The sequence below is a fragment of the Streptomyces spinosus genome (assembly GCF_020400655.1).
GTDB classification, from domain to species: Bacteria; Actinomycetota; Actinomycetes; order Streptomycetales; family Streptomycetaceae; genus Streptomyces; species Streptomyces argyrophylli.
Map to the genome: position 1 here is coordinate 26,545 of NZ_JAINRC010000005.1, position 19,938 is coordinate 46,482.

Sequence of the window (19,938 nt, forward strand, 5' to 3'; positions counted from 1 at the left end):
CGCCCCGGCGTCAGCCTGGGTGGCGCCGGCGTCGCCGTACCCACCGCACCCGGCGGACGAGCACGATCACCCCGGCGGCGAGCGTCCCCGCGTACAGCCAGCCCGCCTGGGTGGCGAGCCCGGTGACCAGCCCCATCAGGCTGCCGAGCAGCCCCCCGCCGCCCTCGGCGACCGGCACCAGCCCGACGGCGAACGCGATCGGTACGACGACGGGCGCCGTCAGCACGTCCCCGCCGCGCACCCACAGCGCGGTCAGCACGCACACCGGCAGGAACAGCACGCCGTAGACCGTCGGGGAGGCGCCGAGCAGCAACTGGTCCAGCCAGCCGAGCAGGAACATGGCCGCGAGGCAGAACAGCCCGCTGCCGAGCCCGGTCAGCCGCGGGTTGGGCAGCCGGCCGCCCGCCGCGGCGGGCCCTGCTTCCCGCACCGGGCGCGCGGCCGGCCCGCCGCCCGGCATGGGCCGGCGCACACCGCCCCGGGCGGGCCGGCCCGGACCGCCGGGCCCGCGCCGGACACCGCCGGGCGCGGGTGCGGCGCCGGGCCCGCGCTCGCCGCCCGCCGGCCGCCGTCCCTGCGCCGGCAGCGGGGCCGACGGGGGCGTGCCGCGTCGCGGTCCGTCGTTCGGGGGTCGCGATCCGTATTGCTCCACAGGGACCAACCTAGGTCTGTTTATGTGCCGAATCGGCCGTGAGACACGCCGATGGCCAGAGCTTGGCCGGACGATCACCGCCGTCGTGAGGCGGGCGGGCCGGACGCCGTAAACTGGTGGATCGGCCAGTGTCGGTCTCTGGCCCCTGGCAGCCCCTGGCCCACTCAACTACGGGAAGTCGCAACGTGTCGCTCACGATCGGAATCGTCGGCCTGCCCAATGTCGGCAAGTCGACCCTGTTCAACGCCCTGACCAAGAACGACGTGCTGGCGGCCAACTACCCGTTCGCCACGATCGAGCCGAACGTCGGCGTCGTCGGCGTGCCCGACGGCCGCCTCGCCAAGCTCGCCTCGATCTTCAAGTCCGAGCGCATCCTTCCGGCCACGGTCGACTTCGTCGATATCGCCGGCATCGTGCGCGGCGCCTCGGAGGGCGAGGGCCTGGGCAACAAGTTCCTCGCGAACATCCGCGAGTCCGACGCGATCTGCCAGGTCATCCGCGCCTTCAAGGACGAGAACGTCGTCCACGTCGACGGCAAGGTCTCGCCGAAGGACGACATCGAGACGATCAACACCGAGCTGATCCTCGCCGACCTCCAGACCATCGAGAAGGTCCTGCCCCGGCTCCAGAAGGAGTCCCGGATCAAGAAGGACATCGCGCCCAAGGTCAAGGCCGTCGAGGAGGCCAAGGAGATCCTGGAGAAGGGCGACACGCTCTTCGCGCACGGCATCGTCCAGGGCAGCGAGCGCGCCGAGCTCCTGCACGACCTGCACCTGCTCACCACCAAGCCCTTCCTCTACGTCTTCAACGTGGACGAGGACGAGCTGGTGGACGAGGAGTTCAAGAACGAGCAGCGCGAGCTGGTCGCCCCCGCCGAGGCGATCTTCCTCAACGCCAAGCTGGAGGCCGACCTCGCCGAGCTGGACGAGGAGGAGGCCCTGGAGCTCCTCCAGTCCGTCGGCCAGGACGAGCCCGGCCTCGCCACCCTCGCCCGCGTCGGCTTCGACACCCTCGGCCTGCAGACGTACCTGACCGCGGGCCCCAAGGAGTCGCGCGCCTGGACCATCAAGAAGGGCGCGACGGCCCCCGAGGCGGCTGGTGTCATCCACACCGACTTCCAGAAGGGCTTCATCAAGGCCGAGGTCATCTCCTTCGACGACCTGGTCGAGACCGGCTCGGTCGCCGAGGCCCGAGCCAAGGGCAAGGCGCGCATGGAGGGCAAGGACTACGTGATGCAGGACGGGGACGTGGTGGAGTTCCGCTTCAACGTGTAGCCGCGTGCATACTGCACGTTAGGCGTTGAGTCAAACGCGCACATCAGAAGGGGCCGGGCTCTGTCGAGTCCGACCCCTTCGTCGTCACCGTGCTGGATGGGTGCTGGATATTCTGACGTGTGGTCAGCAGCAATCAGGTGTCGTAAACGGTGGACCGGTGGCCCACGTGAACGACCCAGACCACCAGTTCCCCGTTGTCGATCGTGTAGACGACGCGGTAGTCGCCGACCCGCAGCCGGCGGCGATCCGGCTGGGAAACGAGTGCGGTGGTGTTGAAGCCGAGCGGGTCGCTTTCCAGTTCGGTCAGTTTGGCCAGGATGCGCAGCGCCATGTCGCGAGGGATCTTCCGAAGTTCGGCCTGCGCCTCGGGGCGGAAGACGGTTCGGTACTCACTCACTGCGCGCCAGCGTCTCCCTCATGATGTCCTCGATCGGGATGCCGGGTGCGGGGTTTGCCATGCGCTCGTCGATGATCCGATTGATTTCGCGCTCTTCCCACTCCTGGTACTTGCGCAGCACCTCGATGGAGACGACTGCGGCGACTTCCTTGCCGCGGCGCGTGATCACCGTGGGTACGTCGTCGCGGTCCGCGCGCTCCACGACCTCCGCCAGGTGGGCGCGCACGTCGCGGATGGACTCGATGGGCAGCGGCTTCGTCATGCGCTCAAGCGTACCGAGTGTCCTATGTGTACACAACGGTCCGGGGCGGAGCGGCCCCCCTTTGTTGTGGCTGCGCGTGCTGGATGTGCTGGATGAACCCACACTGTGCTGGATCGGTGCTGAACAAGGGCGCCCAAAACCGCGTTTTCGCAGATCGGAGCTCTTTGTTAAACGTTCCGCTTCAACGTCTAGTTGATCTAGCGAAGAGCCGTCTGACCTGCGGCGGAGCAGGTTGGGCGGCCTTTGCGGTCCGCGTGGAGTCCGCAGCGTGTTGAGATTCGCCTGACCACCCGGTGCAATGGGCGGCTCCTCTTGTCCTCAAGCCCTCCTGAGTCGAGTCTCGACTTCTGCCCGCACCCGGGTAGTCGTGCCACACGGCACACCCTGATGCCCTCGCTGCTCGTGGCAGCGAGGGCATCAGTGCCGTGGGAGTCGGCTCCGCCTTCGAACAGGCCTGGGCGGCGGTGCGCACCGCCCGCGGAACGGCGCCCCGCCTCTTACAGCCCGACCCACACCTCGGGCTTCGGCCCGAGCACCTGACCGAAGTGACGAAGTGGGCCGCGCAGCTTCCCCACAGTCCGCACTGTCCGACAACCCGCGCCCCGCGCCTACGCCACCACCTACGAGAACTCATTGTGTCGGCACCCGCAGGTCCGCGGTTCCTGCGGACGTCGTCGTCCCCGTAGTGGCACATCGCCTGCCATACCTGTCAGGGCTCTGATCGAGCAGCGCCCCTGGGGCCGTCCGCGGACCGGGATGACAGGGGAGTGACCGCGCTCGGCCCGGGTGCGGCGGCAGGCGGACAGTCCATCACTGCGGCGGTGAACCTCGGCGCGTCCGTTCTCGTGTAATTAAGTGACCGGTCGACTCAAGATTTGCAGTGGATCCGTGCTGTGGCGCGGGGAGATCGGTCGACTTGCCCGCGCGAGGACGCCTGTAGAGCCCCTTGCGCTGCGGGACAGAAGAGGACCTGATCATCTCTTCTCCGACCAAGGATTGGTGACATGACCGTCAAAAGACCGCATTTCCGCGGGTCTGGCCGGAGCCTGCCGGCCAGGCTCATGGCTCTGCTCGTGGCGCTTGTCGCAGCGGTGGCGACATTCTTCACGGGAGTCGGCACGGCGCAGGCCGACACTGGAAACGTTCACATAGCTCACGTCTATGTGAGTATGAGTGCGCCCTGCGCAAACCAGGGCCAGATATCGAGGGACTGGGGTACGTTCCTCCAGAGCATCCGGAATGCTGCCGGGCACTGGTTCCGAAATGAGAGCAACATTACGCACCCGGGAACGCAATCCCGCACGCCCTGATCCGGGCAGACCTGAACCTGACGAACGCCGCGGGCCATCAAACCGAACTGCGGCTCTGGTTCACCCCGAACAACATGTACCTGCGCGGGTTCTCGACAACGAGCGTCGACGCGAGTTCTCCAGCCAACGGGGACGTGACCTACTACTTCAACGACAGTGATTTCAATCTCGCCAACGAGATGAATTACCTGCGGAACAGCAGCCCGGAACGCACGCTGCTCCCTCCGGCCACCTACGTGAGGCTCCCCTACGCCGGCACTTACACTGCGATGGCCAGGCCGGCAGATCAGGGTGGCCCGGGAGTAACCCGCAACAACACGCAGATGAGCTACTCCCAACTGTACGACTCGGTATTCCAGTTGGCCTACCTCCAGCGCGGCACGGAGCAGAACGGCGGCAGCAACTTCGTGACCACCGCCCGGTCGCTCATGCGCATGATTCAGATAACGTCCGAAGCGGCCCGATTCCGCGACGTGCAAGGTATCGTCATTCAGTCGATGGCGAACCACAGCATGCAGTACACCATGCCTTTGCTGCAGCAGGAACTCGAGAACGACTGGCGAGGTCTTTCCAGGTACGCGTATGACAACGAGAATGCAGGCGGTCACGATGTCGGTCCGCATGTTCCGTACGTAACCACCGTTGCCAGAGCTCTCGGATACCTGGCTCTGCTCTACTACCCGTTCCAGGGCAGCGGAGCCTGAAACCGCAAGGGGAGACTCTCTCCCCGGCGCGGGTCAGCCGGGGGCGTCGTCCGCAGCGGTGGCTCGTAGGCGCGCGGTGAGTGGCGGGAGGACAGGCGATGGGATGCTGGCCTCGGCCGGCGGGCGGACGTACCGGCGGCCGTGCTGGTCGCAGGCGCCGAAGTCCTGGTGGGTCCGCTGGGCCACGACCAGGGAGACCCTGTTCGCCCCTCCGGCCAGGGTCGGCCGGCGGAACCGGACCCCGTCGTCCTCCCGGATTCCTCGCGCGGCGGGCGCATCCAGTCGGGCAGCGCGGGCATGGCTCAACCGTAGCGACCCGACGAGGCCCGGGCCACGAGATCGTCGACGGGCCGACCGTGCCACCGCCGACCTCGCGAACTCGCAGATCCCGCCGCAGCGCCCGCCGGCCGCGCGCCAGTCGTCCGAATACCGCCCTCGTTCCGAACTCCTGTGCGAAGATCCGTTCGCGATCGTCGTCCGAACCGCCGGCACAGGGCTGTGCCGACCACGAAAGGCAGCGCGAACCATGACAGTCGACCAGAGCACCAGGGCCAAGGCGCGGCGGCTGCGCGCGCTCGGCTCCGAGTCCGTCCTCGTGCTGCCCAACGCCTGGGACGCGGGCAGCGCCGCCGTGATGGCCGCCGCCGGCGCCCGGGCGATCGCCACCACCAGCGGCGGTGTCGCCTGGTCCCTCGGCAAGGGCGACGGCGAGCAGGCCCACCGGGACGAGATGCTCGCGGCCGCCGCGCGGATCGCCGCCGCGGTCGACGTCCCGGTGACCGTGGACGTCGAGGGCGGCTACGGCGCGGCCCCGGACGAGGTGGCGAAGACGGTCACGGCCGTGGTCGCCGCGGGAGCGGTGGGGGTCAATCTGGAGGACTCCCAGGCTCCCGGCGGCCCGCTGTTCACCTCCGAGGAGCAGGCCGAGCGGATCGCGGCGGCGCGCGCCGCCGCGACGGGGGCGGGACTGCCCGAGCTGGTGATCAACGCCCGTACGGACGTGTACCTGTTCGGCATCGGCGAGGAGGCCGGCCGGCTGGAGGACGTGCTGGCCCGCGCCGCCGCCTACGAGCGGGCCGGTGCGGACGGCATCTTCGTGCCCGGCCTGCTGGACCTGGCCGTCCTCGGCGAGCTGACCGCCCGCTCCCCGCTGCCGGTGAACGCCATGGCCGGCCCCGGCGGACCCGGCGTGGCCGAGCTGGCCAAGGCCGGCGTGCGCCGCGTCAGCGTCGGTACCGCGGTCGCCCAGGCCGCGTACACGGCGGCCCGCCGCGCCACCCTGGAACTCCTCGGTTCCGGCACCAACGAGGAACTCTCCGACGCGCTGGACTTCTCCCAGATGAACGGCCTCTTCGGCGCCTGAGCCCGGCGGGAGGGGCAGGTGCCGGCCGCAGCGGCCCCCGCGAGCCCGTTCAGCCCCCTCGCGGCCGACGCGCGTGCCGCCGGTGCCGCGGAGGCTCGATGCCGAGTGGGCCGCGGAGGATCCGGGCGCGCCGGTCGAGCCGGCTCCGGGCCCAGCGGACCCCCGCCGCTCGGCCGCGCGACCGGCCGCGCAACCAGGCGCACCGGACGGCCGGTCATCCGGCGGACCGCCCGTGCGGCCACCTGGGGCCCGGCGGGCCGGTGCCGCCACCGCCTTCCGCGGAGCCACCGCCGTGCCCGGCCCGAGCGCCACCGCCGTGCCCGGTCCGAGCGCCGTCGCGGCCATCCCGGACAGGCCCGCCTTCCGCGGGCGTGTGGTGCTGGCGGACAGCCGGGACCCGGTCCCGTTCACGTCCCGTGCCGGTCCGTCCCGGGCCCCGCTCGCTCTGCGCTCCCGGCAGGAGGGCCGAGCCGTGTCAGCCGATGGGGGCCGGCACCGGGTACGGCGCCGGTTCCGTCACCCAGCCCGCCGCCAGTACCAGGCGGGACTCGCGGTCGGTGGCCAGGAAGGCGAAGGGGCGGTCGAAGGTGACGCGGACGACGGTCGTCTCGTAGCGGTACTGCGGGACCCCGCCGGCCGGCACCGGCATGACCGCCGTCACCGCCGCCGCCCGGAAGCCGAGCGCGCCGAACTGGGCCACGGCCGACTGGCGGGCCTCGCCGACGGTCAGCGGGTGAGGGCTCACTCCCGGGAAGTGACCGGTCGCGGTGTCCGTCGCCGTGCCGAGGCCGAACAGGCCGGGCAGGGCGAGCAGATCGTGGTCGGACCGTACCTCGTACGCCACCGTCGTGACGTCCAGCGTCGTCGGCTGCGGCGCGGTCGCCGGCTGCTGCTCCACGTGCAGACCGGGTCCCACATGCCCGTGCGGGAGCGCGCCGCCCCCGGTCAGCGGCAGCCCGCGCTCCACGATGCCCACTCCGGCCGCCAGCACCTGACCCGGTGTCATCCGCTCCTCGCCCAGCACCAGATGCACGTCGACGCCGTTGTCCCCGGGCACCGTCAGCGCGGTGACGAAGCCGTCCGGCGTGCCCGTCACCCCCACCCGGTCCGGCCGCACGCTGCGCCGGTGCAGTCCGCGCAGGGTGCGGCCCTGCCAGGGGCCGGAGCCGGGCCGCAGCGGCCGCTCCTCGAACGGCTGCCGCCACTCGGTGCGCAGCGCGAGGGCGGTGGCCAGCACCATCCGTGCCTCCCGGGTCAGCGTCACCGGCATGCGCTCGACCAGCCCGCCGGTCCGCTCGGCCGCCCAGGCGTCCAGCCGCTCCTGGGCGGTGACGAGGTCGTCGCCGAAGACCCCGTGGGTCCCGGCGGGCAGTCCGGTCCGCCACTCCTCCCGCAGGGCCAGCCCGTGGTGCGTCCACAGGCCGAGCGCCGCGTCCAGACCGGCGACCCCCGCCAGCCGGGCCAGCAACTCCCGCGCGGCACCGGCGGCCTGCTCGGCGGGCACGCCCAGCGCGCCGGCCAGTTCCGCCCGGGCCGGGCCCGCCGCACCGTCGGCCAGGAAGGCCAGCAGCGGCCACACACCCGGCGCGGAGAACACCGTGCCCTCGCCGTCCAGGGCCTGCGCCCACCGGGCGGTCAGCCCGTTCACCCGCCGGACGGCCTCCTCGGCCACCGTGCTCGTCCCCACCCGCATTCCGCCCCCGTTCCGGTCACGCTTACCATGCGGCCAGTCGTACGTCAGTCCAGCCGCCGGCCGGCCGCCGGTCCCCTGTGCCGCCGCCCGATCAGGAGCACGGTACCGGTGTCCCTCCCCCCGCCTTCCGGCCCCCACCGGCCCCGGGAGCCGTTCCAGCCACCCCGGCCGCAGCCGCCGGAGCCGTACGGCCCGCCGCCGTACCCCCAACAGCCGCCCGGCTCCCCGGGGTTGCCTGCCTACCGGCCGTGGTCGCAGGGCTACCACCCCTACAACCACCCGGCGCCGGTCAACGGACTCGCCATCGCCTCCCTGGTGTTCGGGGTGCTGTGCTGCCTGCCCGGGGTGGGGCTGGTGCTCGGGCTGGCCGGGCTGCGTCAGATCCGCCGGCGCGGCGAGTGGGGCACGGGGCTGGCCGTGGGCGGCGCCGCGCTGTCCGGGGCCGGGCTCGCGCTGTGGGCGCTGCTGCTGGCGACGGGCGGAGCCTCGGCGCTGTGGCACGGGTTCGAGGACGGCGCACGCGGCGGCAGGACCCTCACCCCGGCCGAGGGCGAGTGCTTCGACGCGCCGGGGGGCACGCTCAGCGGTGACACCTACGACGTGGACAAGGTCCCCTGCGCCGGCGCGCACGACGGCGAGGTGTTCGCGACCGTCACGCTCCCCGGCGGTCCCTACCCGGGCGACGACGCGGTCGCCGACACCGCCGACGAGCGCTGCCGGGGCCTTGAGGACGGCTACGCGATGGACGGCTGGGCGGTCCCGAGAGACGTCGACGTGTACTACCTGACGCCCACCGGGGACGGCTGGGCCGCCGGGGACCGCGAGGTCACCTGCGTGTTCGGCAACACCGCCGAGGGCGAGGACCTGACCGGGTCGCTGCGCAACGACGAGACCGTCCTCGACGCCGACCAGGTCGCCTATCTGAGGGCCGCTCACGTCCTCAACGCCGCGCTGGACACCGCTCCTGACGAGGAGTACGCCGAGGACGACCTGCCGGGGCACAGGGCCTGGGCGGGCCGGGTGTCGGCCGCGCTGGGCGAACAGGCCCGGATGCTGCGCGCGCACGACTGGCCCGCCCGCACACGCGGGCCCGTGACCGCGCTCGCCGCCGGCCTGGACAAGGCGCGCGCGCAGTGGGCCAAGGCCGCGCAGGCCGGGGACGCGGACGCCTTCTACGAGCACTGCGACACCGGCTTCGACCTCATCGACCCGTCCCGGGGGGTCGCCGCGCGCAGGGCGCTCGGGCTCGCCACGACGGTGCCGGCCGGCGACGACGGGTCCGATGCGAGCCTTCAGGTGTGAGAGCGGGCCCGTACGGGGCAGGAAGTGCCTGGGTGAAGCCCTCCCAGGCTTTTGTCATCACATCGAGTGATTCTCTGGCCTTTGCTTGCACGGCTCAACCCAGGGTTGCCAGGCTGTTGCTGTCTGTACAACCTGATGGGAGCGGCCAGTGACTTTCGGTGAGCAGCCGGCGTACCTGCGTGTCGCGGGTGATCTCCGCAAGAAGATCGTCGACGGTTCACTGCCACCCCACACCCGCCTCCCCTCGCAGGCCCGCATCCGCGAGGAGTACGGCGTCTCGGACACGGTCGCGCTGGAGGCCCGCAAGGTGCTGATGGCCGAGGGGCTGGTCGAGGGCCGCTCCGGTTCGGGCACGTACGTGCGCGAGCGGCCCGTGCCCCGGCGGGTCGCCCGCTCCGGATACCGCCCGGCCGGCGGCGCCACCCCGTTCCGCCAGGAGCAGTCCGACGCCTCGGTGCGCGGCACCTGGGAGTCCAGCAGCGAGCAGACCGAGGCCGGCGCGGCCATCGCCGACCGGCTCGCGATCCAGGCCGGCGACCGGGTCATGCGCACCAAGTACCTGTTCCGGGAGGGCGGCGAGCCCATGGCGCTGTCCACCTCGTGGGAACCCCTCGCCGTCACCGGCCGCACCCCGGTGATGCTCCCCGAGGAGGGGCCGCTCGGCGGGATGGGCGTGGTCGAGCGCATGCGGGCCATCGACGTCATCGTGGACAACGTCACCGAGGAGGTCGGCGCCCGCCCCGGCCTCGCCGAGGAACTGCACCTGCTCGGCGGCGTCCCCGGACACGTGGTCCTCGTCGTCCAGCGCACCTACTTCGCCTCCGGGCGCCCGGTGGAGACCGCCGACGTGGTCATCCCGGCCGACCGTTACCGGGTCGCCTACCACCTGCCCGTCCGGTGAACGCCCCGTCCGGCCCGTCGTCCGCGCGCCCCCTCGGCGTGAGGTAGCGCACACCGCGGCGCGCCGCCCGGGCCGTCAGCGGTGCGGCGGCGCCCCCGGCGCCGCCGCACCGGCCGCAGCGATCCGGCCGTTCTCGCAGGTCGTGCGGGGTGCCTTCGGCATGCCCACGACCCGGGTCAGCCGCGCCGCCGACGGCGCGTTCGGTCCCGTGCGCCCCCGGCGTTCTGGCTCGATGCGTACCTCTTTGTGAAAAGCCGTATTCGCAGCGTGAAGGTTGGGCGTACGCTCGGGCATATGCGGATTGCGGTTTCCTTATACGGGGCCCGGCGGGGGCACGGGCCCGGGGGAGGGCGGGGCGGTGCGGGAAGGAACGCGGGCGGTGGGGGCCATGAGTGAGGGCACGGTGTCCCTGCCCTGGATCGTGATACGGCAGGACGACAACGGCAATCGCTACCGCGTCGGCCGGTACGCGACCCGCGCCGAGGCGCAGAAGATCGCCGACAGCCTCGACGACCGGGGGCACGAACAGCTGTACTGGGTCGAGCGCATCGGCCAGAACGGGGACGGCGCGCAGAACTGACCGATCGCGCGCTCCCGTAGGCTCCGCTCCATGACGCGTACGACTCCCGGGGCGGAACGGACCGTGGTGGTGGGGGCCGCCCTGCTCGACGGCGGCAGGCTGCTGGCCGCGCGCCGCAGCGCGCCCGCCGACCTGGCCGGGCGCTGGGAGCTGCCCGGTGGCAAGGTCGAGGCGGGGGAGCGGCCCGAGGACGCGCTGGTGCGCGAACTGCGCGAGGAGCTGGGCGTCGACGCCGAGCCGGTCGACCGCGTGCCCGGCGAGTGGCCGCTGCGGACGCCGTACGTCCTCCAGGTGTGGACCGTCCGTCTGTGCCCCGGCTCGCCCCCGCCCCGGCCCCTCCAGGACCACGACGAGCTGCGCTGGCTGACGCCGGACCGGATCTGGGAGGTCGACTGGCTCGACCAGGACGTCCCGGCGGTCCGGGAGGCGCTGGCCGTGATCGGGGACGGGGCGTAGGCGCACGGCCCCGGGCGGGACGCGCCCGTTGGTGCCACAGTGCGCCCTCTCACGCGGTACTGCCACCCGGATATCGGGTATGGGCCCATTAACCCCATGAAACCGGACATGGGTGGGCTCGCTGGCCTGGGAAGTGATCGGCGTGATCGACACCGATGGCGACTGCGCCGAGTGGACGTTTCCGGCGGAACCGGGCGCCGTGCGCAGCGCCCGCGCGGCGGTCCGGTCCCAGCTGCACGGCTGGCGGCTGGACTGCGTCGCCGACCTCGCCGCGCTGCTGGTCAGCGAGCTGGTCACCAACTCGCTGCGGCACGCCACCGGTCCCATCGGCGTACGGCTCGTCCGCCCCGCCGGGCTCGACCGCACCCTGCGCGTGGAGGTCTCCGACCCGCTCCCCGACCTGCCGCGTGAACGCGTCGCCCATCCCGAGGACGAGAGCGGACGCGGCCTTCAGCTGGTCGCCGGCTCCTCGCTCAGCTGGGGCACCCGCCCCGCGGCGAACGGAAAGACCGTCTGGTTCGAACTGGCGGTGCCCGGGTGACGGCTCGGCACCGCACGCGCGGGGGCACGGGGGTGTACAGCCGACGGCGTGCCGTCCATCGTGCGCGCCGGGGGCGCACGTGGTCCCGCGGTGGGTGGTTCGGCGGTGTGTTCCCTGGTTAGAAGAGTGGAAGTGTTGTCACGGACCGGTCCGAAAAGCACCTGGACCGTGCTGTGATCGTGAACACCGTGTTGTGCGGCGCCGTAGTGCTGGATACTGCGGGCAGCCGCCCCCGGTGACCGGTGCCGGACGCGGTGAGCTGGAGGGGACGGTTCGCGTGAGCGAGATACCAGCGAAGGCCACGGAGTCCGAGGACCCGTCGGACGGCGCGAGGAGGCAGGGCGCGGAGGCCGCGGCGGCACCCGGTGACGCGATCTGGCAGAGCAGTCCGCCCGGTTCCATCTACGACTACATCAAGGTCGCGTCCTTCTCCATCAGCCCCGGCGGGCTGGTCGACCAGTGGAGCCTGCGCGCCGAGCAGCTCTTCGGCATCCCCGCCGCGCGCGCCGTCGGCATGGACCCCATAGAGGCCTTCATCGACCCCGACCTGCGCGAGCGCGGCCAGCGGAAGATGGCCGAAATCCTCGACGGCCGGGAGTGGACCGGGGTGGTGCCGTTCCGGATGCCCGACCGGCCGGACGGCACGCGCGGCGAAGAGGGCCTGGCCGAGGTGTACGTCATGCCGACGCGCACCGCCGAGGGCGACAAGGCGGCCGTGTGCATCGTCGTGGACGTCCGCACGCTGCGCAGCATCGAGACCGACCTCGCCGCCTCGCAGGCCATTTTCGGTCAATCCCCTTTCGGATTCCTGCTGATCGACGCGGACTTGCGGGTACGCCGCGCCAACATGCGGTTCGCCTCCATCTTCGGCGGCACCCCGGACGACCACCGGGGCAAGGAAGTCCACGACTACCTGCCGCGCGGCGAGGCCGAGCGCGTCTCGGCCACACTGCGGCGGGTGCTGGAGAGCGGCGAGTCCATCACCGACATGCACGTCACCGGATTCGTCCCCGGTTCCGAGGAGCGCCGGCACTGGTCGGTCAACCTCTACCGCGTGCACAGTGGCAGCGGCCGGCCCATCGGCATCGCCTGGCTCGGCACCGACATCACCTCCCGTCGCGCCGCCGCGCGCGAGGCCGCCGCCGCCCGGCGCAACCTGGCCCTGCTCAACGAGGCCGGCGCCCGCATAGGGAACTCCCTCGACCTGGAGACCACGGCCCGCGAACTCCTCGACGTCGTCGTGCCCGGCTTCTGCGACCTCGCCACCGTCGACCTCTACCAGGGCCTGCTGACCGGCGACGAGACCCCGCCCGGCCTCGCCGACGGCAGCGCCGAACTGCGCCGCGTCGCCTACGCCAGCGCCGTCTCCGGCGCGCCCTTCGGCAGTTCCGGCAAACCCGTCGAGGTCGGCGCGGTCCACCACTTCCCGTTCACCTCGCCCTGCGCGGACGCCCTGCGCACCGCCCGCCCGCAGCACGTGCCCGCCGAGGAGGGCGGTCTCGTGCAGTCCACGCTGGCGGTGCCGATGGTCGCCCACGACACGGTCGTGGGACTCGCGCAGTTCGCCCGGACGAAGGGCAGCGAGCCGTTCGGCGACCGCGACCGGGACCTCGCGGTCGAACTGGCCGCGCGGGCCGCCGTCTGCATCGACAACGCGCGCCTGTACCGCCGCGAGCACGAACGGGCGTTGATACTGCAACGCTCCCTGCTCCCGCCCGGCGACCCCGAGGCGTCCGGCCTGGACATCGCCTGCCGCTACCTTCCCGGCAACGCGGCGACGGAGGTGGGCGGCGACTGGTTCGACGTCATCGAACTGCCCGGTCACCGCACGGCCCTGGTGGTCGGGGACGTCATGGGCCGGGGCCTCAGGGCGGCGGTGGCGATGGGCGAACTCCGCACCGCCGTGCGCACGCTGGCCCTGCTGGACCTGGAACCGGCCGAAGTGCTCTCGGCGTTGGACGAGATCGCGCGGGGCCTCGGCACGCCCGGCGGCATCCAGCAGGCGACCCGGACGGCCCGTCAGCCCCGGGACGCGGACCTCTCCGAGGTGTACCTCGCGACCTGCGTCTACGCCGTGTACGACTCCGTCACCAGACGCTGTACGTTCGCCAACGCCGGGCACCTGCCGCCGGTGCTGGTCGAGCCCGGTGAGGCGGCGCTGATGCTCGACGTGCCGCCCGGCATGCCGCTGGGCGTGGGCGGGGAGCCGTTCGAGGAGGTCGAGGTCGAGCTCCCCGAGGGCGCGCTGCTCGCGCTCTACACGGACGGTCTGGTCGAGTCCCGCGACCACCCGCTGGACGAGGGGCTCCAGGCCTTCGTCGGCGCGCTCACCGACCCCTCCCGGCCCCTGGAGGACGTCTGCGACCACGTCCTCAACACCCTCGACACCCACCACGGCGAGGACGACATCGCCCTGCTGATGGCCCGGGTGCAGGGGCTGCCCGCCGAGTCCGTCGGCGACTGGACGCTGCCGCGCGAGCCGCGCAGTGTGGGCCGGGCCCGGGAGTACGCCCGCGGACAGCTGCTCTCCTGGGATCTGGAGCCGCTGGTCGACACGACGGAACTGCTGGTCAGTGAGCTGGTGACGAACGCGCTGCGGTACGGCGAGGGGGACATCAGGCTACGGCTGCTGCTGGACCGCACCCTGGTGTGCGAGGTCTGGGACTCCGGCCTGGTCCAGCCCCGGCGCCGCCGGGCCCGGGACACCGACGAGGGCGGACGCGGGCTCCAGCTGGTCGGGCTGCTCAGCGCGGCCTGGGGCTCCCGGCGGACCCCTCGCGGCAAGACGGTGTGGTTCGAGTTGCCGCTGCCCGGCGCCGAGGGCGGCCTCACCGACCCGGCGGAGGCCCTGCTGAGCCTGTTCTGACCCCGGCCCTGCCCGCCCACGCCGGTCCTACCCGTGCAGCCGGGAGCGGGTCCGGGGGCCGCCGAACGCGGGCGGGGGACCGCCGTCGGTGTCCTCCGCGAGGAGGATCCCGCCCAGGACCGCACCGGCGAGGCCGGTCGCGTCCCCCTCCGTGCCGTGGGCACGGACATCCCGGTCGGCCAGCCGGCGCGCCTCCCCGGCCACGACGTCGGCCCGCCCCGCGTTGCCCGCGCCCAGCTCGCGCACCGCCTCCGCCAGCCGTGCCCGGGCCTCCGTACCCACCGCTCCCCGGTGCGCCCCGACGAACTCCTCCGCCCCGGCGACCGAACCGCGCGCCACGAGCAGCGCCGCCGTGTCCAGCACCCCCGACCGCACCCCCGTCAGCCGCTCGACGGCCCGGGTGATCCGGCGCAGCGCGTCCAGCGGGTCGTACCGCCCACCGGTCAGCTCCTCGCGGACCGCCGCCAGCACCCCGTCGGCGTGGGCCGTCCGGGCAGGCGGTCCGTCCGAGGGCGGCGGGGCATCACCGGTCTCCCCTCGGACCGCTGCCCGCACCCCGTCGGCGGGCGCGGGCCGGGCGTGGGGGCCGCCCGGCGCGGGCGTGGTGCGCCGGGCCGCGGCCACCTCCGCCTCCGCGCCGGTCAGCGCGGCCGGCAGCAGTCCGGCCGCCTCCCGCAGCTGGTCCGCGAGCCGCTCCACCCCGCCCACCAGCACCCCCGTCCGGGCCACCGCGCCCTCGCCCGCGCGCAACTGCCACGCGGCCCGCCGTGTCTCGCCCACGTCGGCGGCCTGCCGGGCCTCGTTCAGCCGTGCGCCGGCGAACACCAGCCGGTCCTTGGCCTGTTCGACGTACCCGGTGACGGACCCTGTGGCCGAGGGCGCGTACCGCTCCCGCAGCTCCGCCAGGGTCCGCTGCGCGGTCATCGTCCGTGCCGCCAGCTCCCGGAACCGCTCCTCGGCCACCCCCAGCGCCGCGCGCATCCCCTCCGCGTCCGTCGTGAGACCTCGCAACCGGTCCAGCGCCTCCGCCTGCGCGTCCAGCCGCCGCCCCGCCTCCGCGCAGCGCCCGGTCACCCCGACCAGCGCCTGACGCCGGGCGCCCGCCTCCCCGGGGACGCCCTCCTCGTACCGCCGCCAGATCGCGAACGCCGCCGACAGCTCCGTCTCGGCGGCCCGCACCGCGTGCGTGAACGGCTCGGTCCGCTGCTCCCCGAAACGTTCCCGCACGAAGGACAGTTCCTCCCGGCTGGTCCGTACGCAGTCGTCGGCGAGCCGCAGTGCCGCCCGGGCCTGGCGTTCGATGTCGGGCGGGGCGGCCAAGGGCGGACGCGTCGCGACGGTGCCCGGGGTCGTCCGGGTGCGGGCCCGGCGGACGCGCCGCACACAGCCGTATCCGGCCAGGGCCACGGCCGCGACCCCGGCGACGAGCGGCAGCACGAGATCGGCGGTCGACGCGCCGGCCGGCCGCGGGGCGGCGGCGCTCGCCACCGCGCCGGCGGAAGCCACGGGAACCGGATGACGGGCGCCGACCGTCATCACCGGCAACACCAGCCACCCCACTCCCACCAGGGCGCCCAGCACGGCATGCGCCACCCGCACCCGTATGTGCGCGGTGGCCCGCCGGGGCCGGCCCCGGATCTGGGAGGAGGACACATTTCGGAGCGTATGGGCCGGTAGACGGCTCCGCGAGCGGGACGGATACGGGTGGGGGACCAGGCGGACAGGGGGACGGAATGGACGACAACCGGACGGACGGCATCCCGGATGACGGGAACCTGACCGGCAGGCACCCCCCGGCGCCGGACCCCGGCCGGCAGGAGCGGCCCCGCCCGGACGACCGCGACGACCACGAAGACCGCGACGACCCTGACGGCCTCGACGACCCCGCCGCCCCCGGAACCCAGCCCCCGCCCCCCGCTCGTCCCCGCCCCCGCTCCCGCACGCGCCGTCTCCTCCGGGTCGCCGCCGGGCTCCTCGCCCTCCTCCTGCTCCCCCTGCTCACCGCCGAGACGGCCCTCCGGCTCAACTACACCGGCGATCCGGCCCCCGGCACCCGCACCCGGCACCGGGACGCCCTCTGGCTCGGGCACGCCTGGGTGGACGGGCGGAAGACCGGCCGGGACGTCGAGGCCCTCGCCCGCCGTCTGCGGGGCACCGGCATCCGCGACCTGTACGTCCACGCGGGGCCGCTCGAACACGACGGGACCCTCCCGGCCTCGGCGTACCCCGGGGCCCGCCGGCTCATCGCGGCCGTCCACCGGGAACTCCCCGGCGTCCGCGTCCAGGCCTGGCTCGGCGACAAGCTGGCCACGGAGAGCCCGGACGGCCTGCGCCTGGAGCGTGCCGCGACCCGGGCGGCGGTCGTCACCTCGGCCCGGCAGATCCTCGCCGCCGGCTTCGAGGGCACCCACTTCGACCTGGAGCCGCTCCACTCCGGCGACCGCGCCTACCTGTCCCTCCTCGACGACCTGCGCGGCCTCACCCACGCCCGGGGCGCCGTGCTCTCCGTCGCCGCCCACCAGATCGACCCGCTGCCCGCCCTCCACTCCTTCTGGGGCACGGCCACCGGCCACCCCAAGTGGTGGTCGCAGGCGTACTTCGGGCAGGTGGCCCGCCGGGTGGACCAGATCGCCGTCATGTCGTACGACACCATGCAGCCGCTGCAGAGCCTGTACGGCGGCTATGTGGCCCAGCAGACCAGCCTGGCCCTGGAGGTCACCCCCGAGAGCACCGACCTGCTGATGGGCCTGCCCTTCTACCACGAGAACCGGTTCGGTCACCGGGCGCACGCCGAGACCGTCCCGGCCGCCGTGCGCGGGGTTCGCCTCGGACTGAGCCGCACGGACGCCGGGCGCGCCCGCTTCGGCGTCGCCCTCTACGTGGACTTCGCGGCCACCGAGGCGGACTGGCGGGCGTACCGCGAGGACTGGGCGGCTACGCCCCCGACCGCCTCCTGATCTTCGAACCCAGCCAGACCAGCGGGTCGTACTTGCGGTCCACCGCGCGTTCCTTCAGCGGGATCAGGGCGTTGTCGGTGATCCTGATGCCCTCGGGGCAGACCTCGGTGCAGCACTTGGTGATGTTGCAGTAGCCGAGGCCCTGGTCGTCCTGGGCGGTGCGACCGCGGTCCAGGCCGGCTTCGGCGGCCGCGTCCAGCGGGTGCATGTCGAGTTCGGCGACGCGCATCAGGTAGCGCGGGCCGGCGAACGCCTGCTTGTTCTCCTCGTGGTCGCGCACCACGTGGCAGGTGTTCTGGCACAGGAAGCACTCGATGCACTTGCGGAACTCCTGCGGACGGTCCACGTCCTCCTGGAACATGCGGTACTCGCCGGGGCCGAGACCGGGGGGCGGCACGAAGGCCGGGACCTCGCGCGCCTTCTGGTAGTTGAAGCCGACGTCCGTCACCAGGTCCCGGATCACCGGGAAGGCGCGCAGCGGGGTGATCGTGATCGTCTCCGCGCGGTCGAAGACCGACATGCGGGTCATGCACAGCAGCCGGGGGCGGCCGTTGACCTCCGCCGAGCACGAACCGCACTTGCCGGCCTTGCAGTTCCAGCGCACGGCGAGGTCGGGCGCCTGCGTCGCCTGGAGGCGGTGCACGATGTCCAGGACTACCTCGCCGTCGTTCACGTCGACCGTGAAGTCCCGAAGGCCCCCGCCGTGTTCGTCGCCCCGCCACACCTGGAAGCGGGCTTCGTAGCTGCTCACTCGTACAGCTCCTCTTCGGCGAGGTACTTGACCAGCTCCTCCTTCTCGAAGAGGGCGAGCAGGTCCGGGCGGATGGGGTCGGTGGTCTCGCGGGTGAGGCGGATCTGGCCGCGGGCCGGGTCGGTCGCCGCGAGGCCGCCGGCGGGGTCGGCGAGGGCGCACAGCAGGTTCACGTTGCGCCAGGCCCGGTCCATCCGGGGGTGGTCCTCGCGGGTGTGCCCGCCGCGCGACTCGGTGCGCTCCAGCGCCGCCCGGGCCACGCACTCGCTGACCAGCAGCATGTTCCTGAGGTCCAGGGCGAGGTGCCAGCCGGGGTTGAACTGGCGGTGGCCCTCGACTCCGGCCCGCCGGGCCCGCGTCCGCAGCTCGGCCAGCCGGTGCAGGGCCTGCTCCATCTCGCCCTCGCGGCGGATGATGCCGACCAGGTCGTTCATCGTCTGCTGGAGTTCCTGGTGCAGGGTGTACGGGTTCTCCGGCGGGCCCGCCTCGCCCTCCGCCCCGGCGGAGAACGGCCGCAGCGCCTCCGCCGACGCCGTGCCGACCTGGGCGTCGTCCACGCGCGGGCGCCGGTCCGCCAGCGCCCGCGCGTACTCGGCCGCGTGCCAGCCGGCCCGGCGCCCGAACACCAGCAGGTCGGACAGGGAGTTGCCGCCGAGCCGGTTGGAGCCGTGCATGCCGCCGGCCACCTCACCGGCCGCGTACAGCCCGGGCACCCCGCGCGCCGCCGCCGTGTCGGAGTCGACCGCGACGCCGCCCATCACGTAGTGGCAGGTCGGCCCGACCTCCATCGCCTCCGCGGTGATGTCGACGTCCGCCAGCTCCTTGAACTGGTGGTACATGGACGGCAGCCGGCGCCGGATCACCTCGGCGGGCATCCGGGTCGACACGTCCAGGAAGACCCCGCCGTGCGGGGAGCCCCGGCCCGCCTTCACCTCGGCGTTGATCGCGCGGGCCACTTCGTCGCGGGGGAGGAGTTCGGGCGGCCGGCGGTTGTCGTCCGGGTCCTCGTACCACCGGTCGGCCTCCTCCTCCGACTCGGCGTACTTCTCCTTGAAGACGTCCGGGACGTAGTCGAACATGAACCGCTTGCCCTCGGAGTTCCGCAGCACCCCGCCGTCCCCGCGCACCGACTCGGTGACGAGGATGCCCTTCACCGACGGCGGCCAGACCATGCCGGTCGGGTGGAACTGCACGAACTCCATGTTGAGCAGCGGGGCGCCGGCCAGCAGTGCCAGGGCGTGCCCGTCGCCCGTGTACTCCCACGAGTTGGACGTGACCTTGAAGGACTTGCCGATGCCACCGGTCGCCAGGACCACGGCCGGCGCCCGGAGGACGAAGAAGCGGCCGGTCTCACGGTCGTAGGCGAACACGCCCGAGACGCGGTCGCCGTCCTTGAGGATCCGGGTGACCGTGCACTCCTGGAAGACCTTCAGCCGGGACTCGTGGTCCCCGGTCCGGCGGAAGTCCTCCTGCTGGAGCGCGACGGTCTTCTGCTGGAGCGTGCGGATCAGCTCCAGGCCCGTACGGTCGCCCACGTGGGCCAGGCGCGGGTACTCGTGCCCGCCGAAGTTCCGCTGCGAGATGCGGCCGTCCTTCGTGCGGTCGAACAGCGCGCCCCAGGTCTCCAGCTCCCAGACCCGGTCCGGTGCCTCCTGCGCGTGCAGTTCGGCCATCCGCCACTGGTTGAGGAACTTGCCGCCGCGCAGCGTGTCGCGGAAGTGGACCTGCCAGGTGTCGTGCTCGTTGGCGTTGGCCATCGCCGCCGCGATGCCGCCCTCGGCCATCACCGTGTGCGCCTTGCCGAACAGCGACTTGCAGATCACGGCCGTGCGGGCGCCCCGCTCGCGCGCCTCGATGGCCGCGCGCAGGCCGGCGCCCCCGGCCCCGACCACGACGACGTCCCACTCCTGCCGGTCGACCACGGACATC

Annotated in this window: 18 protein-coding genes; 10 read left to right on the forward strand and 8 right to left on the reverse strand. The window is 73.0% G+C overall.

Features of this window, described 5'->3' with window-relative positions; all coding sequences use genetic code 11:
- Positions 1-10 precede the first annotated feature (10 nt).
- A complete protein-coding gene (locus LG395_RS11325) occupies positions 11-652 on the reverse strand; it encodes a DUF6542 domain-containing protein (protein WP_225809281.1) in 642 nt (213 codons plus the stop codon).
- A 185-nt stretch (positions 653-837) separates the two neighbouring features.
- On the opposite strand from LG395_RS11325, the gene ychF reads away from it, so the two are divergent.
- Positions 838-1,926: a redox-regulated ATPase YchF gene (ychF, locus tag LG395_RS11330; RefSeq protein ID WP_171153187.1), complete on the forward strand. Its 1,089-nt coding sequence runs from the start codon at positions 838-840 to the stop codon at positions 1,924-1,926.
- Positions 1,927-2,059: 133 nt separating this feature from the next.
- Here the strand turns inward: ychF and LG395_RS11335 are convergent, their stop codons facing one another.
- The gene (locus LG395_RS11335; protein WP_171153185.1) at positions 2,060-2,323 is read right to left on the reverse strand and encodes a type II toxin-antitoxin system RelE family toxin; all 264 of its coding nucleotides are present in this window, start codon (positions 2,321-2,323) and stop codon (positions 2,060-2,062) included.
- On the reverse strand, positions 2,316-2,585 hold the full coding sequence (locus tag LG395_RS11340) for a type II toxin-antitoxin system Phd/YefM family antitoxin (RefSeq protein WP_171153183.1): 270 nt from the start codon (positions 2,583-2,585) through the stop codon (positions 2,316-2,318). The genes LG395_RS11335 and LG395_RS11340 overlap by 8 nt, the downstream gene beginning before the upstream one ends.
- Before the next feature lie 1,327 nt (positions 2,586-3,912).
- Here LG395_RS11340 and LG395_RS11345 point away from each other — a divergent pair.
- Positions 3,913-4,599 carry a ribosome-inactivating family protein gene (locus LG395_RS11345; RefSeq protein WP_263982468.1) on the forward strand — a complete coding sequence of 229 codons (687 nt, stop codon included), beginning with the start codon at positions 3,913-3,915 and terminating at the stop codon, positions 4,597-4,599.
- A gap of 33 nt (positions 4,600-4,632) precedes the next feature.
- Here LG395_RS11345 and LG395_RS11350 read toward each other — a convergent pair whose 3' ends face one another.
- On the reverse strand, positions 4,633-5,127 hold the full coding sequence (locus LG395_RS11350) for a CPCC family cysteine-rich protein (RefSeq protein ID WP_225809449.1): 495 nt from the start codon (positions 5,125-5,127) through the stop codon (positions 4,633-4,635).
- Here LG395_RS11350 and LG395_RS11355 point away from each other — a divergent pair.
- The gene (locus LG395_RS11355; RefSeq protein WP_225809282.1) at positions 5,126-5,962 is read left to right on the forward strand and encodes an isocitrate lyase/PEP mutase family protein; all 837 of its coding nucleotides are present in this window, start codon (positions 5,126-5,128) and stop codon (positions 5,960-5,962) included. The genes LG395_RS11350 and LG395_RS11355 overlap by 2 nt on opposite strands.
- A gap of 475 nt (positions 5,963-6,437) precedes the next feature.
- On the opposite strand, the gene LG395_RS11360 is transcribed toward LG395_RS11355, so the two are convergent.
- Positions 6,438-7,655 (reverse strand): serpin family protein, encoded by a 1,218-nt coding sequence (locus LG395_RS11360; protein ID WP_225809283.1) that lies wholly within the window; start codon positions 7,653-7,655, stop codon positions 6,438-6,440.
- A gap of 108 nt (positions 7,656-7,763) precedes the next feature.
- Between LG395_RS11360 and LG395_RS11365 the strand changes: the two genes are divergently transcribed.
- The 6 genes from LG395_RS11365 (at position 7,764) to LG395_RS11390 (ending at position 14,301) form a co-directional block, all read left to right on the forward strand.
- Entirely contained in the window at positions 7,764-8,957 is a 1,194-nt protein-coding gene (locus tag LG395_RS11365) for a DUF4190 domain-containing protein (protein WP_308071235.1), read from the forward strand.
- 148 nt (positions 8,958-9,105) lie between these two features.
- Positions 9,106-9,858, forward strand: coding sequence for a GntR family transcriptional regulator (locus LG395_RS11370; protein WP_171153173.1), 753 nt, complete (start codon positions 9,106-9,108; stop codon positions 9,856-9,858).
- Between the two features lie 388 nt (positions 9,859-10,246).
- On the forward strand, positions 10,247-10,438 hold the full coding sequence (locus tag LG395_RS11375; protein ID WP_171153171.1) for an SPOR domain-containing protein: 192 nt from the start codon (positions 10,247-10,249) through the stop codon (positions 10,436-10,438).
- A 30-nt stretch (positions 10,439-10,468) separates the two neighbouring features.
- On the forward strand, positions 10,469-10,894 hold the full coding sequence (locus LG395_RS11380; RefSeq protein WP_171153169.1) for a (deoxy)nucleoside triphosphate pyrophosphohydrolase: 426 nt from the start codon (positions 10,469-10,471) through the stop codon (positions 10,892-10,894).
- A 112-nt stretch (positions 10,895-11,006) separates the two neighbouring features.
- Entirely contained in the window at positions 11,007-11,435 is a 429-nt protein-coding gene (locus LG395_RS11385) for an ATP-binding protein (protein ID WP_171153167.1), read from the forward strand.
- A 277-nt stretch (positions 11,436-11,712) separates the two neighbouring features.
- Positions 11,713-14,301: a SpoIIE family protein phosphatase gene (locus tag LG395_RS11390; RefSeq protein ID WP_171153165.1), complete on the forward strand. Its 2,589-nt coding sequence runs from the start codon at positions 11,713-11,715 to the stop codon at positions 14,299-14,301.
- A gap of 27 nt (positions 14,302-14,328) precedes the next feature.
- Here the strand turns inward: LG395_RS11390 and LG395_RS11395 are convergent, their stop codons facing one another.
- Positions 14,329-15,954 (reverse strand): hypothetical protein, encoded by a 1,626-nt coding sequence (locus LG395_RS11395; protein ID WP_225809284.1) that lies wholly within the window; start codon positions 15,952-15,954, stop codon positions 14,329-14,331.
- 80 nt (positions 15,955-16,034) lie between these two features.
- On the opposite strand from LG395_RS11395, the gene LG395_RS11400 reads away from it, so the two are divergent.
- A complete protein-coding gene (locus LG395_RS11400) occupies positions 16,035-17,258 on the forward strand; it encodes a glycoside hydrolase family 18 protein (protein WP_225809285.1) in 1,224 nt (407 codons plus the stop codon).
- On the opposite strand, the gene LG395_RS11405 is transcribed toward LG395_RS11400, so the two are convergent.
- Positions 17,236-18,009 (reverse strand): succinate dehydrogenase/fumarate reductase iron-sulfur subunit, encoded by a 774-nt coding sequence (locus LG395_RS11405; protein WP_225809286.1) that lies wholly within the window; start codon positions 18,007-18,009, stop codon positions 17,236-17,238. The two genes, LG395_RS11400 and LG395_RS11405, sit on opposite strands and share 23 nt — an antisense overlap.
- Positions 18,006-19,937, reverse strand: a complete 1,932-nt coding sequence (locus tag LG395_RS11410; protein WP_225809287.1) for a fumarate reductase/succinate dehydrogenase flavoprotein subunit — start codon at positions 19,935-19,937, stop codon at positions 18,006-18,008. The genes LG395_RS11405 and LG395_RS11410 overlap by 4 nt, the downstream gene beginning before the upstream one ends.
- Position 19,938: the final 1 nt, after the last annotated feature.